The following is a 15,130-nucleotide window of genomic DNA, read 5'->3' on the forward strand; positions in this document are numbered from 1 at the left end:
GGGCACACGGGGGGGGTGCGGCCGGGTGAGTCGCCGAGGGGCTCACCCGGCCGCCGCTGGGGCCGGGAGGTTACGCCGAGTTGTTGGCGAGGGCCTGGAGGCGGGTGAAGCTGCCGTTGAACTTGTTGCGGTCCACGTCGCCGGAGACTCCGCCGACCCGGCCGGTGGCCGTGTACTGCCAGATCGTCCAGGTGGGGAAACCGCTGGGAATGGACGGGTTGCTGGTGCCCCAATGGGCGATCCACAGAGGCGACTTGGTGGCCATGCCGGTCCAGTTGCCGGTGCAGGTGTTCCACCAGCTCGCCGTCGTGTAGATGACGACGTCGCGGGTGGTGCGCGCCTTGTACGTGTTGTAGAAGTCGTTGATCCACGTCCGCATCTGGGTCGTGGAAAGGCCGTAGCACATGGCGCCGTACGGGTTGTGCTCGATGTCCAGCACACCGGGGAGCGTCTTGCCGTCCCTGGACCATCCTCCGCCGTTGCTCGCGAAGTAGCCCGCCTGCGTGGCCCCGTTGGAGACGTTGGGGCGGGCGAAGTGGTAAGCGCCCCGGATCAGGCCGGCGTTGTAGGAGCCGGTGTAGTTGGCGTTGAAGCTGCTGTCCTTGAAGCTCGTTCCCTCGGTGGCCTTCATGTAGGCGAAGTCGATGCCCGCGGCCTTCACCGAACCCCAGTTGATCGCCCCCTGCCAGTGGGAGACGTCGATGCCCTGGACGCCGCTGGTGTCCATCGGCGTGATCTCGCCCGCCGCCGAGGAGGCGGGGCCCTGCTCGATGCGGGTACCCGCCCCCATCCACGCCTGTCCGGACCGGACCGGCTCGTCGGGCGCGGGCGGTGCGGCGGCGGCCGTGCCCGTTCCGGTCAGGATCAGCGCCACGGCACTGCCGAGAGCGCCGGCCAGCACTGCGCCTCGGGGTCTCTTCAGTCGGCGGGACGGAGAACGGTACGCGAGCATGGCCACCTCCGGGCACGTTGGCGAGGACGGAATGCGCACGGCATGGCATCCGAGCGGCATCCGATAATCGGATGCCATGCACATGTCATGAGTAAGGCACGGGCGCGGAAAGGCGTAAAGGGCCCTTTTGGCCTAGACCTGTGACGCCGTCCCCCACCTGCGAGAACGTGCCGGGGCGGCGAAAATTTTCATTCCTGAAGGCCTGCCGCCTCCGTTGACCGAGGTATTCAAATTTGACTACAGTGCCGGCATGACCGAGACGACGATCCCGATGCTTCCCTGCCGGACCTCCTTGATCGACTCCGTGGTCGCCTTCTACACCGCCCTCGGCTTCGACACGACGTATCTGCAGAGGAGCCCGTACGCGTACGCCGTCGTCGAGCGTGGCCCGGTCGAACTCCAGCTGTACGGAATGAAGGAGTACGACCCCGCGTCCTCCCACTCCGGGTGCTACGTCCTCACCGAGAACGTGGACGGTCTGCACGCGGCGTTCCGCGCGGGGCTCAAGACGGCCTACGGGCGCGTCCCCACGCGGGGGCTGCCGCGCATCGGCCCACTGAAGGACATGTCGTACGGGGTACGGCAGTTCCTGGTGACCGACCCGACCGGCAACACGATCCGGATCGGGCAGCCCATCAGCGAGGACCCGAACCACCGGCCCGCCCCGAAGGAGACGTTCGCCCGCGCGCTGCACATGGCGGATCTCTTCGCGGACTCCAAGCAGGATCTGCCGGGGGCCGCGAAGATCATCGACCGGGTGCTGGGGCTGACGGACGAACAGCCGACCCCGGTGCAGAGGCTGCGGCTGCTCGTCCTGCGCGGGGACATCGCCCAGCGGATGGGCGAGGCGGAGCGGGCGACGGAGCTGCTGGAGGAGGCGGCGGCGGTCCCGCTCGACGCGGCGGAAAGGACTTCCGCGCATGATGCGCTGGCCAGGCTGGCGGAGCTGCGGGACTGACCGGTCGCGGCGGCGCACCGGGCGGCGAAGCACCGGACGGGCGGGAAATTCGGTGGCCGGTCCCCCGGCCCCCTTGTTACGGTGCTCGCTCCTCCACCGCGGGTTCCGACCGCGGGTGACCTCTGGGCGTGAGCCCTGGAAAGCAGTTGATGTATGCCCCGGACAGTGACTCCGAGCCTCCCTCGTCGCACCTGTGACGCCGGGGTGACCGGGCCTGACCGTCCGCGGCCGCCGTACGCGACCGACTGCTGACACCTCACGGCCGGCTGCCGTCGCGCAGCCGTCCTGCCCCGCTCCCCGTACGCCCCTGGCGCGAGGGGTGCTCGGTACTTCCCTGCTGCTTCGTTCCTCATCTTCGGCAAGGAGTATCCGGGTGTCTCACGACAACCCCCAGCACCGCTCAGCCATGTCCTCCCTGGACACCTTCACCTGCGTCCGCTGCGGACTGACCGTCGCCGCGTACGCACCCGACGGCAGCCCGCGCAATCACTGCCCCAGCTGCCTGCACTCGCAGCACCTCGTCGACCACGTCGAGGGCGGCCGCTCCGACTGCGAGGGCCGGATGACCCCGATCTCCATCGCGGTGCTGCGCACCGGCGACTGGATGGTCGTCCACCGTTGCACCCGGTGCGACGAGCTGACCTCGAACCCGGTCTGCGGGGACGACAACCAGCTGATCCTGATGCGGATGGCCGTACGTCCGCTGGCACAGCCGCCCTTCCCGCTCGAAGCCTTCGGTGACCTGTGAACCGGGCGACCGGGAGGCTCCGATGACGCGGCGAGGACCCCGTCGGGGGTCGGCACGGCGTCCGCAGCGGGCCAAGGACGTGCTGCACGGACCGGCCGGGGCGCGCGGTGACGCGTTCCGGTGCGTCGGCTGCCGGCTCGACGTCCCGTTGGCGGCGCCGGGCACCGCTCACCGTAATCACTGCCCGTCCTGCCTGGTCAGCCTGCATGTGGACGGGCGCGTCCCGGGAGACCGGGCGGCGGGGTGCCGTGGGCGGATGGCACCCCTGAGTCTGTCGGTGCGGCAGGACGGGGAGTGGATGCTCATCCACCACTGCCTCGCGTGCGGGCGGCTCAGCGCCAACCGCATCGCGGGCGACGACAACGCGCTGGCGCTCGTCCGGCTGGCGCTGCGGCCGCTCGCGGACGCGGAGATCCCCGTGCGGGCGATGCTCGCGCTGTGACCCCGGGGCCGCTCGGCACCCGCCGGGCGGCCCCGGGCCTGCCCGTCCCGGAGGCCCCGCGTGTCAGGTCACCCCCGGCCCATGCCCGAGGATCACCCCGGGTCCTCGCCCGTCAGGCCGTCGACCGACTCGCGGATGAGGTCGGCGTGGCCGACATGGCGGGCGTACTCCTCGACCAGGTCCAGGAGGATGCGGCGGAGGTTGGGGCGTTCGCCGGCGCGGGTGACGTACGCGCCGAGCTGGTCCAGGCCGTCGCCGGTGCTGAGCGCCTCCTCGACGACGGCGCGGGAGCGGGCCGCCGACTCCCGCCACAGCGTGCGCAGTTGCTCGGGGGTGTCCTGGGCGGCGGTGCGGTAGGCCCAGTCCGGGTCGTTGTCCCAGTCGACCGTGTCCCAGGGCTCGCCGACCGGGACACCGAGCCAGAGGCGGGCGAAGTGGCTGTCCTCGACGTGCGCCAGGTGCTTGAGCAGGCCGCCCAGGGTGACGGAGGACGCCCCGACCGTGGCTCGCAGCCCGGCCGCGTCCAGGCCCGAGGTCTTCCAGGCCAGCGTGGCCCGCTGGCGCTCCAGCGCGCCGATGACGGCCGCCGCCTCCGTACCGGCGAGGGGAGGCTCGGGCCATTCTTCCGCTGCGCTCTGCGTCATGGCGGCAGGTCCTAACGAACCGGCGTCACGGGGCGGGTGGACACGGGAGGCGGACGCATGGGCGTGAGGCAGCCGGGTAAAGCGGAATGGGGCCCGGCCTCGCGGCCGGACCCCCCTCGCTTTCCCCTCCCGTCGGGCCTTCCCGTTCCCCCCGGACCCCTCCCCGGAAGTCCCGACGCCATGTGTGACCCGGGAGGGTACGCAAAGGTTGCAGCCCTTTACGATCTCTTTACCTTCGGTCTCGTGCGGGGCTCTCAGCAGGCATGTCGCACATAGCGTTCCGCGACTTCCGCCAGGACCTTGGCCCCGTCGCGGGCCCACAGCGCCTCGTTGAAGATCTCCACCTCGATCGGGCCGTCGAAGCCGGCTGCCTCCACCGCGCGGCGGAACGCCCGGAAGTCCACGCTCCCGTCGCCCAGTTGCCCCCGGCCCAGCAGAACGCCCGCCGGGAGCGGGGTGATCCAGTCGGCCAGCTGGAAGGAGTGGATACGGCCGCCCGCGCCCGCGCGGGCGATCTGGGCGGGCGCCCCGTCGTCCCACCACAGGTGGTAGGTGTCGACGACCACCCCGACCTGCTCGGCCGGGAACCGTTCCGCGAGGTCCAGGGCCTGGGCGAGGGTGGAGACCACACAGCGGTCGGAGGCGTACATCGGGTGCAGGGGTTCGATCGCCAGGCGCACGCCGCGCGTCGCCGCGTACGGAGCCAGCTCCGCCAGCGCCTCGGCCACCCGCTCCCGGGCCCCGTGCAGGTCCCGGCTGCCGGGCGGCAGGCCGCCGGAGACCAGGACCAGGGTGTCGGTGGCGAGGGTCGCCGCCTCGTCGATCGCCGCCCGGTTGTCGTCCAGGGCCCGGGCGCGCTCGGCGGGGTCGAGGGCGGTGAAGAAGCCGCCCCGGCAGAGGCTGGTGACGCCGATCCCGGCGTCGGAGAGCAGCCGTGCCGTGCGCTCGACGCCGTACGCCTGCACCGGGGCCCGCCACAGGCCGACCTTGTCGACCCCCGCCTTGCCGCAGCCCTCGGCGAGCTCCGGCAGCGACCACTGCTTGATGGTCTCCTGGTTGATGCTCAGACGTGCCAGGCAGTTGTCGGTCATCGTGTGCCTCCGTGGACGGCGAGCAGCGCGCGCATGCGGTGGGCGGCCAGCTCGGGGTCCGGGAACAGGCCGAGCCCGTCCGCCAGTTCGTACGCCGTGGCCAGATGCGGCAGCGAGCGGGCCGACTGGAGTCCGCCCACCATCGTGAAGTGGTCCTGGTGGCCGGCCAGCCAGGCCAGGAACACCACGCCCGTCTTGTAGAAGCGGGTGGGCCGCTGGAAGAGGTGCCGGGACAGCTCGACCGTGGGGTCCAGGAGGGCCCGGAAACCGGCCACGTCCCCCGTGTCCAGCACCCGTACCGCGTGCGCCGCCAACGGGCCCAGCGGGTCGAAGATGCCCAGCAGGGCGTGGCTGAAGCCGCGTTCGTCGCCCGCGATGAGCTCCGGATAGTTGAAGTCGTCGCCCGTGTAGCAGCGCACCCCGCCCGGGAGACGGCGGCGGACGTCGATCTCGCGGGCCGCGTCCAGGAGGGAGATCTTGATGCCGTCGACCTTGTCCGGGTGTTCGGCGATGACCTCGATGAACGTGTCCGTGGCCGCGTCCAGGTCGGTGCTGCCCCAGTAGCCCTCCAGGGCCGGGTCGAACATCGGGCCCAGCCAGTGCAGGATCACCGGCTCCGACGCCTGGCGCAGGAGATGGGCGTACGTGACGAGGTAGTCCTCGGGCCCCCGGGCGGCGCGGACCAGGGCGCGTGATGCCATGAGGATCGGCTGGACGCCGTGCTCCTCGGCCAGGGCGAGCTGCTCCTCGTAGGCCGCCGTGACCTCGGCCAGGGTGGGCGCGGGTCCTTCGGGCAGCTGGTCGGTGCCCACGCCGCAGGCGATCCGGCCGCCCACCGCCTTCGCCTCGGCGGCCGAGCGGCGGATCAGTTCGGCCGCGCCCGCCCAGTCCAGGCCCATCCCGCGCTGCGCGGTGTCCATGGCCTCCGCGACGCCCAGGCCGTGCGACCAGAGGTGGCGGCGGAAGGCGAGCGTGGCCTCCCAGTCGACGGCCGCCGGGTCGTCCGGACCGATGTCCGCGTACGGGTCGGCGACCACGTGCGCCGCCGAGAAGACCGTACGGGAGGAGGGGGCCCCGGCTCCCGGCGCCAGGTCGAGCGGGGTGGCGCGGGGGGTGTACGGGCCCCGGGGCAGGGGGACGACAGCCGTCACAGTGTCAGCTCCGGGATGGCGAGGCGCCGGCCCTCTGCGGACGACTTCAGTCCCAGTTCGGCGAGTTGGACGCCCCGGGCACCGGCCAGGAGGTCCCACGTGTACGGCGTGTCCTGGATGACATGGCGCAGGAACAGCTCCCACTGGGCCTTGAAGCCGTTGTCGAACTCCTGGTTGTCCGGGATCTCCTGCCACTGGTCGCGGAACGACTCGGTGACGGGAAGGTCCGGGTTCCAGACCGGCTTGGGGGTCGACGAGCGGTGCTGGACGCGGCAGTTGCGCAGTCCGGCGACGGCCGAGCCATGTGTGCCGTCGACCTGGAACTCGACCAGTTCGTCGCGGTTGACCCGCACCGTCCAGGAGGAGTTGATCTGCGCGACGGCCCCGCCCGCCAGCTCGAAGATGCCGTACGCGGCGTCGTCGGCGGTCGCCTCGTAGGGCTTGCCCCGCTCGTCCCAGCGCTGCGGAACGTGCGTCCGGACATGCGCGGTCACGGAGGTGACCTGGCCGAACAGTTCGTGGAGGACGTACTCCCAGTGCGGGAACATGTCGACGACGATGCCGCCGCCGTCCTCCGCGCGGTAGTTCCACGAGGGGCGCTGGGCCTCCTGCCAGTCGCCCTCGAAGACCCAGTAGCCGAACTCCCCGCGCACGGACAGGATCTCGCCGAAGAAGCCGCCGTCGATCAGGCGCTTCAGCTTGCGCAGGCCCGGCAGGAAGATCTTGTCCTGGACGACGCCGTGCTTGATGCCGGCGTCGCGCGCGAGGCGGGCCAGGTCGAGGGCCCCCTCGACGTCCGTGGCGGTCGGCTTCTCGGTGTAGACGTGCTTCCCCGCCGCGATCGCTTTCTTGATCGCCTCCACCCGGGCCGAGGTGACCTGGGCGTCGAAGTAGATCTCGACCGTGTCGTCCGCGAGCACCGCGTCCAGGTCCGTCGACCACTCGGTCAGACCGTGGCGCTCGGCGAGTTCCTCCAGGGCGTGGGCGCGCCGGCCGACGAGCACAGGCTCGGGCCACACCACCTCGCCGTCGCCGAGGACCAGGCCTCCCTGCTCACGGATCGCGAGGATCGAGCGCACCAGGTGCTGCCGGTGTCCCATGCGTCCCGTGACGCCGTTCATGGCGATGCGCACTGTCCTGCGTGTCACGAAGTTTCCTCCATACAGCCGTAGCAAGCGCTTTCTATCGAGGATGACGCTAGCCTGCCGACAGCGGCCGGACAAGAGGGGGCCGCACGTGACCTCACGGAGGACAGCGATGACAGTCACCCTGGCGGATGTGGCGGCCCGCGCCCGGGTGTCCCCGGCCACCGTCTCCCGCGTGCTGAACGGCAACTACCCGGTGGCGGCCTCGACCCGGGAGCGGGTCCTGCGGGCGGTGGACGACCTGGACTACGTGCTCAACGGGCCCGCCAGTTCGCTCGCGGCGGCCACCTCCGACCTGGTCGGCATCCTGGTCAACGACATCGCGGACCCCTTCTTCGGGATCATGGCGGGGGCCGCGCAGACGCAGATCGGCGGGCCCGGGGACGGTTCCGGGCGGGCGGGCGGCGAGAAGCTGGCCGTCATCTGCAACACCGGCGGCTCCCCGGAACGCGAGCTGACCTATCTCACGCTCCTCCAGCGCCAGCGCGCCGCCGCCGTCGTCCTCACCGGTGGCGCGGTCGAGGATCCGGCGCACCAGGCCGCGATGGCGGCGAAGCTGGTGAAGCTCGCGGACGCGGGCACCCGGATCGTCTTCTGCGGGCGGCCCCCGCTGCCCGAGGGGGACGCGCTCGTCGCGGCCCTCACGTTCGACAACCGGGGTGGCGGCCGTCGCCTCACCGAGCACCTGATCTCGCTCGGCCACCGCAGGATCGGTTACGTCGCCGGGCCCCCGGAGCGCACCACCACCCGCCACCGGCTGGAGGGCCATCGGGAGGCGCTGCGCGCGGCGGGGCTGGATGACCTCCCGGCCGGGGACGGTACGGCCGACGGCTCCGGCGGCCGAGGGACCGACGACGACCGGCTCGTCGTGCACGGGCCCTACGACCGGCGCTCCGGGTACGAGGCCACCCTCGAACTCCTGCGCAGGGCACCGGACGTGACCGCGATCGTGGCAGCCAACGACACCGTGGCGCTGGGCGCGAGCGCGGCCGTACGGGACCAGGGGATGCGCATCCCGCAGGACATCTCGGTGGCCGGCTTCGACGACCTGCCGTTCTCGGTGGACGCGGTACCGGCCCTCACGACGGTCCGGCTGCCGCTCTTCGAGGCGGGCGCCCGGGCGGGACGGCTCGCGATGGGCAAGGAGAACCCCCCGCCCGGCGGCATCGCGACGATCGCGGCCGAGCTGATGATCCGCGGGTCCACGGCGGCGCCGAGGGGTTGACCCGGCCGCGGGGCCGGCACGGCCGCCACCGCCGTACCCGGTGGGCCTTCCCGGGCCGTGGGAGGCGGCCACGGGCGGCGGGCGTTCGCCGCGCATGGGGGCTCCGCGGGCCGGAGGGCGAAAGATGGGGGCGACTCCCCCATGTGCCCGTGCCCCCTCCCCCGCCACGATGGTCACGGGCGGCCCGCACGGGGCCGGTCCGGGACCGGGGAGGTGCGGTGCGGTGGCGGAGAAGGACCTGATCGACAGAGGTACGAGCCGTCGTCCCGCCCCTGCCGCCTCCGCCGTCTCCGTCGCCCCCCTCCACGGCGCGGCCTCCGAGCCGTGGTGGCTGCCCGGGGTCCTCGGGGGCAGCACCTCCGGCGAACCCGCCTGGGCCTCCTTCGCCCGGGAGGCCGTCGCCGCCGCCCCGCGCGAGGTGGTGGTCGCCGACCGCGCGTACCCGGGGCTCAGCGGCTTCGGGCCGATCGTCGCGCCGTTCGTCGAGGCGGCCGCGGGTAGGCTCCGGGACGCGCTGGCGGGCGGGGAGTCCGAGGGGGACGGGGCGCCCGTCCTGGCCGACTTCCGGCGGCAGCTGACCCGGCGGCTGGCCCGGATCGCGGCGCGCACGCTCGTCACCGAACTGCACGAGGCCCGGCGGCTGGGCCGGTTGAGCGGGGAGGGACCCGAGGAGCGCTTCCGGGACTTCGTCGCGCTGACCGCCCGCCGCGACGGCCTCGACCGGCTCGTCACCGGCTACCCCGTGCTGGCCCGCCTCCTCGCGACGGCCTGCCTCAACACCGCGTCCGCCTTCGCGGAGCTGGTCGCGCGGCTGGCCGCCGACCGGCATCTGCTGGCCCCCGCGGGGGTGTTCGGCGCCCCGGCAGCCGGTCCGGGCGGGCTCGGACCGGCTGCCGGGCCGGGGGCGCTCACCGGGGTCGAGGCGGGGGCGGGCGACAGCCACCGCGGCGGCCGCTCGGTGATGCTCCTGCGGTTCGCCGACGGCACCCGGCTGGTCTACAAGCCGCGCCCGCTCGCGGCGCACCGGCACTTCAACTCCCTCGTCGAGTGGTTCGGTTCGCTGCCGGGCACACCCGAGCTGCGGGTCCTGCGCGTCCTGGACCGGGGGGACTACGGCTGGGCCGAGTTCGTGGAGGAGCGGCCCTGCGCCTCGGGGGCGGAGACCCGGCAGTTCTACCGGCGTCAGGGCGCGCTGCTGGCCCTGCTGCACGCGCTGGACGGTACGGATCTGCACCACGAGAACCTGATCGCCTGCGGCCCGCACCCGGTTCTGGTCGATGTGGAGACCCTGTTCCACCCGCCGCTGGGGCCCGCCCGGTCCGCAGATCCGGCCGCCCGGGCCCTGCACGACTCCGTCCACCGGGTGGGTCTGCTGCCCCAGTTGCTCGTCGGGGACACCTCCGCGCTCGACATGTCCGCCATCGGCGGGGGCCGGGCCGCCTCGTCCCCCATCGAGACCGCCGACTGGGCGGAGGCCGGCACCGACCGCATGCGGCTGGTACGACGAGCGGGGCGGTTCACGGAGTCCGCCAACCGGCCCCGGCTCGGCGCCGAGGCGGCCGACCCCTCCGCGTACACCGAGGCCCTCTGCGACGGATTCCGCGCCGGGTACACCGCGATCCGCGACCACCGGGACGAACTCCTGAGCTCGGAGGGGCCGTTGCTGCGGTTCGCCGGGGACGAGGTGCGCGTCGTCCCCCGGCCCACCTGGACGTACACGACGCTGCTGGACGAGTCGACCCACCCCGACCTGATGCGGGACGCCGCCGAACGGCACCGGGTGCTGTCCCTGCTGCGCACCCCGCTCCTGGGCGTGCCCGCGCTGTCCGGCGTGGAGGACGAGGAGATCGCGGAGCTGTGGTGCGGTGACGTGCCCGTGTTCGCCACCCGGCCGGGCTCCGGCCGGCTGTGGAGCGGCACCGGCCGTACGGTCGCGGGCTCGGCACCCGAGGGGTCCGCGCCCGGCGCCGACGCCCCCACCGGGCTGGCGCGCGTCGAGGCGAAGGTGCGCGCGATGGACACCGTGGACCGCCAGGACCAGGAACGGATCATCCGGACCGCGATGGTGAGCACCTCCCCCGAGCCGCCGCACCGGCCCGGCCCGGGCGGCCGGACGCCGAGTGCGGCGACCGCGCCGGAGCCCGAGCAACTGCTGTCCGCCGCACGCTCGGTGGGCGACCAGCTCGTCTCCCTCGCCTACCGGCACGAGGGCCGCACCAACTGGATCGGGCTCGAACTGCTCGGTGAACGCTACTGGCGGCTCACACCGATGGCGGCGGACCTCGCGGGCGGCTACACCGGACCCGCGCTCTTCCTGGCCCAACTGGCAGCGCTCACCGGCGTGTCCCGGTACGCGGAGGCGGCCCGCGAAGCACTCGCACCGGTCCCGGGGCTGCTGGACGCCCTGCACGGGCGGGCCGACGAGCTGGGGGCCCTGGGCTCCGGCGCCTACGCGGGCCTCGGCGGCATCGCGTACACGCTGACCGAGGTGGGCACACTGCTGGGCGACCGGGAGGTGCTGGACCAGGCCGGTCCGGCCGTCCGGCTGAGCTGTGCGGCGAACGCGGCCGAGGACGGGTACGGGGTGCGCGGCGGCGCGGCGGGCGGGCTGGTCTCGCTGCTCGCGGTGTACCGCGTCACCGGCCGCCCGCAGGCCTGGTGGGGCGCCGTGCGCTGCGCCGAGCGGATCGCCGCCGCCCCGGTCCCCGAGACCGGAGGCTTCGCGGACGGGGCGGCGGGGGCCGGCTGGGCGCTGCTGCGCCTCGCCGAAGCCGGGGGCGACGCCCGCCACCGGAGCACCGGGCTGAACGCGCTGCGCCGGGCGACCGCGCTGACGGACGCCGCGACGGGCCACGGGCCCGCCTGGTGCGACGGCACGGCCGGGGTCGCCCTGGCGATCGCCGACAGTCCCGACGCCCGGGAGGACCCGGAGCTGTCCGGCTGGCTGGCGGCGCGCTCCGGCGAGCTGGCGGCCATGGGGCCGCTCGCCGACGACAGCCTGTGCCACGGGGAGTCCGGGCTGCTCGAACTCCTCGGTCACGGCGCCCTGCCCGCCCTCGTGCCCGGCGTACGGGCCGCGTGGGTGCGCCGGGCCGGGACGCTGGTGGCCGCGGCGGACCGGGCGGGGCCGCTGTGCGGGACGCCCGGTCGCGTGCCGCACCCGGGGCTGCTCACCGGTCTCTCGGGGATCGGGCACGGGCTGCTCCGGGCGGGGTTCCCCGACCGGATCGGCTCCGCCCTGCTCCTGAGCCCCTCCCGGGCCCCCTGAGCCGGGTCCCGGCAGCCGGCACGCAGAACCCGGAACCCCGAACCCCAGATCCCGAAAACCGATCGCATCACCCATCACCACCACCCATCACCGATCAGCAGAGGATGAGGCAGAGATGAAGCAGTTCGGCGAATCGGCCCTGCAGGCGTCCGGCGACATCGCGCACGAGGGCTCGCCGGAGCACCCGGCCGGGCAGATCTCCCTCGGGTCCACCGGTGGACTCGGTGCGCGCAGCAGACTCCTCAGCGCCTCGGAGGGCGAGAGCGGCTACAGCCACGACCTGCCGTGGACCACCATGACGGCCCCGTGGTGACCAGATCCAGCCAACTCGGCGACGATTGAGCCGAATTGGCCTGCTGCCGTGGGAGTTGTCACTCCAGTAATCTGCGGCCATGCGAGCCACTTCGCCGGTCATCGTCGGGCGGGACGAGGAGATCGGACTGCTGAGCAGCGCCCTGGACGCCGTGCAACGGCGTTCGGGGCGCGCGCTGTTCCTCATCGGGGAAGCCGGTATCGGAAAGTCCCGGCTGGTGGGCGAGTGCGCTTACCGGGCCTACGGCCTCGGCATGCCGGTGCTGCGCGGACGGGCCACCTCGACCGGGCTCGTCGTGCCGTTCCGTCCGCTCGCCGAGGCGCTGGCGTCCCGGTTCCGGGCGGCCGGCACCCCGACCGATCCGGAGCTCGCGCCCTACCATCCGGCGCTGGCCCGGCTGGTCCCGGAGTGGCGCAGAGCCGGATCGCCCGGATATCCGGAGACGGTCGTGGAGCTGGCCGAGGCGCTGCTGCGGCTGCTGGCCGTGCTGGGCAGGGAGGCGGGCTGCGCGATCCTGCTGGAGGATCTGCACGACTGCGACACGGAGACCGTCGCGGTCGTCGAGTACGTCATCGACAACCTCGCCGACCTGCCCATCCTGTTCCTGGGCACCCTGCGCCCGGAGCCGGGCGCCGCCCTGGACCTCGTACGCTCCGCGGAGCGCCGTCAGGCCGCGACCGTCAGGGAGCTGAGCCCACTCGACGGCGACCAGGTACGGGCGCTGACGGGCGCGTGTCTGGAAGCGGGGCCGCAGGAGATACCGGAGGCGGTGCACCGGCGGCTGGCCGGGCGCGCCGCGGGCAACCCCTACCTGCTGGAAGTGCTGCTGGCGGACCTCCTCGACACCGGCCGGCTCCGGCGGACGGACGGCGGCTGGGAAGCGGTGGAGCAGCAGGGCGACTCCATCCCCTCGGACATCGTGCGCAGTTGGGCCCGCAGGCTGGAGCGTCTCGACGAGCCGGTACGGGATCTCTTACTGGCGTCGGCCACGCTGGGCAGCCAGTTCTCGGTGACGGTGCTCCAGACCGTCACCGGCTTCGAGGACCGGGCCCTGTTCACCCACCTTCGGACCGCGGTGGAGGCCGGAGTGATCGCCCCGGACGGCGCGGCCCCCGACCGCTACACCTTCCGGCACTCGCTCACCGCCGAGGCCCTGATCTCCTCGCTCGCACCGGCCGAGCGCGCCTCCCTGGCCCGCCGGGCCGCCGCCGCCATCGAGCGGTCCGGGGAGCCGCTGGACGAGGACGGGCGGCAGCTGGTGGCCTCGCTGCAACTGGCGGCGGGGGACCGGGCCGGGGCCGCCCGCCAGTTCGCGGAGGCCGGAAGACGGATGCTCGCTTCGGGAGCGCACGGCTCCGCCGTGGTGCTGCTGGAGCGGGCGCACCCCCTGGCCGACGAGGCCGACCGAGCCGCCGTCGCCGAGTCGTTGGCGGTCGCCCGGGCCGAGGGCGGCGATCTGGACGGCGCGCTGAAGCTCGCGGACGCGCTGCCGCCGGTTCCGGCGCGTTCCGAGGCCGCCGCCCGGCGCGGCCAGATCCACATCGACCTCGCCTGGGCGGCGGTCATGGCGGAGCGCCCCGCCGATGCCGCGCTCCAGGTCGAAGCGGCCCGGGCCCTCCTCGGCCCGACGCCGCCCCCGGGCCGCCGGGCCGCGCTCGTGGTGGTCGACGGCTATCTGGCGCTGCTCCCCGGGCTCCCCGGGCACGGGCGGCCGTACCGGGATCCGGTGGAGACCGAGCAGGCCGTCCAGCAGGCCGCCGAGACCGCCGAGGCCGAGGGGCTGCCCGTGGTGGCCTGCCAGGCCTGGCAGTTGCTGGCGCTGCTGCGGCGCGAGGAGGGTTTCGACGCGGCGGACGCCGCGCTGGAGCGGATGCTGTCGATCTCCACCGAACACGCCCTGCCGGTCTGGCGGGTGGAGGCGCTGGTACGGCTGGGCGCGAACGCCTTCATGCGGACCGGGGACGCGTCCCGGCTGCTCTCCGCCCGGGCGGCGGCCACCGATCTCGGCGCGCTGCTGCTGACCCGTACGGTCGACGGACTGCTCGCGATGAACGCGGTGCTGTGCGCCCGGTGGGAGGAGGCGCAGGAGATCATCGACCGCTCGGCCGAGGCCAGTGCCCGGGTCGGGGATCTGTCCGCCCACCGCTATCTGCTGCTGGCCGGGGCGACGATGGCCGCGCACCGGGGGCGGCGGCGGGACATGGACCGGGCGTTGGCCGCGTTCCGGCGGGCCGGGGGGGAGCAGTCGCTGCTGGTGCCGCTCCGGTCGGGTCTCTGCCGGGCGTTCGGGGCCCTGCTGGAGGAGGACCGGGAGCGCGCGACGGCGGGTCTGGACGAGTCGCTGGCCTGGGAGTTGGACCACCCGAGCTACTACTACCTGAGCGGGCGGTACGGGCTGCGCCCGCTGTTGCGGATCCTGGCCGGGCAGGCGGACCGGACGGAGCTGGAGGAGGCGCGGGCGGCTCCCGGGGGCTGCCTCGCCTGGAACCGGCAGTTCCTGGATCTGGCCGACGCGGTGCTGCTGGGCCGGAAGGGGGACCCGGCCGGGGCCGCCCGGATGATGGCGTCCTTCGCACGGCGCTCCGCCCCCTTCCCGGTCGCCCACCACCTGGGGCTGCGGCTGGTCGCGGACGCGGCCCGGGAGGACGGGTGGGGCGAGCCGGTGGCGTGGCTGCGGACCGCCGAGGAGTTCTTCTACGGGGCCGGGGTGCAGCCGGTCTCCGCCGCCTGCCGGGCGGCGCTGCGGCAGGCGGGGGCGAGCGTGGGCCAGCACCGGGGCGGCTGGGACCGGATCCCGTCTCCGCTGCGGACCAGTGGGGTGACGCCCCGCGAGTACGAGGTGTTCGTGCTGCTGCCCGAGCGGCCCGGGAACCAGCAGATCGCCCGCCGGCTGTCGATCTCGCCGCGCACGGTGGAGAAGCACATGGCCAGCCTGCTGAACAAGACGGGCCGTGCGGACCGGGCGGCGCTGTGCGAGTTCGCCGCCGAGTGCGCCGCCGAGCCGGCCTGAGGGGCGAGGAGCAGGGCTCACCGCGTACCCGCGCCGCGCTGCGGACGTACGGGCATGGGGGCCGGGCCGGGCAACATGGGGGTGCCGGGCGGTTTCGGTCGGGTGCCCGGACGGAAAATGCGGGCGGGGCCCCGATGTGCGGAGGCGTGGGCGGCAGCAGGATCGGCCGTGCGCACGGTCCAG

Annotated in this window: 12 protein-coding genes; 7 read left to right on the plus strand and 5 right to left on the minus strand. The window is 73.8% G+C overall.

Annotated features, from left to right (window positions below; translation table 11 throughout):
• Positions 1–70: 70 nt before the first annotated feature.
• The gene (locus tag CCZ36_RS10425; protein WP_069742971.1) at positions 71–952 is read right to left on the minus strand and encodes a lysozyme; all 882 of its coding nucleotides are present in this window, start codon (positions 950–952) and stop codon (positions 71–73) included.
• Positions 953–1,202: 250 nt separating this feature from the next.
• Between CCZ36_RS10425 and CCZ36_RS10430 the strand changes: the two genes are divergently transcribed.
• The 3 genes from CCZ36_RS10430 (at position 1,203) to CCZ36_RS10440 (ending at position 3,100) form a co-directional block, all read left to right on the plus strand.
• Complete coding sequence (locus CCZ36_RS10430) at positions 1,203–1,910, plus strand: bleomycin resistance protein (protein ID WP_128817518.1); 708 nt, start codon at positions 1,203–1,205, stop codon at positions 1,908–1,910.
• 406 nt (positions 1,911–2,316) lie between these two features.
• Entirely contained in the window at positions 2,317–2,658 is a 342-nt protein-coding gene (locus CCZ36_RS10435; protein ID WP_069739749.1) for an RNHCP domain-containing protein, read from the plus strand.
• Between the two features lie 22 nt (positions 2,659–2,680).
• A complete protein-coding gene (locus CCZ36_RS10440) occupies positions 2,681–3,100 on the plus strand; it encodes an RNHCP domain-containing protein (protein ID WP_069739733.1) in 420 nt (139 codons plus the stop codon).
• 92 nt (positions 3,101–3,192) lie between these two features.
• Here CCZ36_RS10440 and CCZ36_RS10445 read toward each other — a convergent pair whose 3' ends face one another.
• The 4 genes from CCZ36_RS10445 to CCZ36_RS10460 all read right to left on the minus strand — a co-directional run bounded on the left by CCZ36_RS10445 (position 3,193) and on the right by CCZ36_RS10460 (position 7,134).
• Entirely contained in the window at positions 3,193–3,744 is a 552-nt protein-coding gene (locus CCZ36_RS10445) for a DinB family protein (RefSeq protein WP_069742969.1), read from the minus strand.
• A 254-nt stretch (positions 3,745–3,998) separates the two neighbouring features.
• Complete coding sequence (locus tag CCZ36_RS10450; protein WP_128817519.1) at positions 3,999–4,835, minus strand: sugar phosphate isomerase/epimerase family protein; 837 nt, start codon at positions 4,833–4,835, stop codon at positions 3,999–4,001.
• Complete coding sequence (locus CCZ36_RS10455; RefSeq protein ID WP_069739736.1) at positions 4,832–5,986, minus strand: dihydrodipicolinate synthase family protein; 1,155 nt, start codon at positions 5,984–5,986, stop codon at positions 4,832–4,834. The genes CCZ36_RS10450 and CCZ36_RS10455 overlap by 4 nt, the downstream gene beginning before the upstream one ends.
• Positions 5,983–7,134: a Gfo/Idh/MocA family protein gene (locus CCZ36_RS10460; RefSeq protein WP_128817520.1), complete on the minus strand. Its 1,152-nt coding sequence runs from the start codon at positions 7,132–7,134 to the stop codon at positions 5,983–5,985. Before CCZ36_RS10460 ends, CCZ36_RS10455 begins: the two co-directional genes overlap by 4 nt.
• Before the next feature lie 109 nt (positions 7,135–7,243).
• On the opposite strand from CCZ36_RS10460, the gene CCZ36_RS10465 reads away from it, so the two are divergent.
• The 4 genes from CCZ36_RS10465 (at position 7,244) to CCZ36_RS10480 (ending at position 14,947) form a co-directional block, all read left to right on the plus strand.
• The gene (locus CCZ36_RS10465; protein ID WP_234427792.1) at positions 7,244–8,356 is read left to right on the plus strand and encodes a LacI family DNA-binding transcriptional regulator; all 1,113 of its coding nucleotides are present in this window, start codon (positions 7,244–7,246) and stop codon (positions 8,354–8,356) included.
• 169 nt (positions 8,357–8,525) lie between these two features.
• A complete protein-coding gene (locus tag CCZ36_RS10470) occupies positions 8,526–11,624 on the plus strand; it encodes a type 2 lanthipeptide synthetase LanM family protein (RefSeq protein WP_373297625.1) in 3,099 nt (1,032 codons plus the stop codon).
• Between the two features lie 115 nt (positions 11,625–11,739).
• Positions 11,740–11,937 (plus strand): hypothetical protein, encoded by a 198-nt coding sequence (locus CCZ36_RS10475; RefSeq protein ID WP_069740673.1) that lies wholly within the window; start codon positions 11,740–11,742, stop codon positions 11,935–11,937.
• Positions 11,938–12,016: 79 nt separating this feature from the next.
• Positions 12,017–14,947 (plus strand): helix-turn-helix transcriptional regulator, encoded by a 2,931-nt coding sequence (locus tag CCZ36_RS10480; protein WP_128817523.1) that lies wholly within the window; start codon positions 12,017–12,019, stop codon positions 14,945–14,947.
• Positions 14,948–15,130 lie beyond the last annotated feature (183 nt).

The sequence above is a fragment of the Streptomyces sp. S063 genome, assembly GCF_002832675.1.
Classification (GTDB): domain Bacteria; phylum Actinomycetota; class Actinomycetes; order Streptomycetales; family Streptomycetaceae; genus Streptomyces; species Streptomyces sindenensis.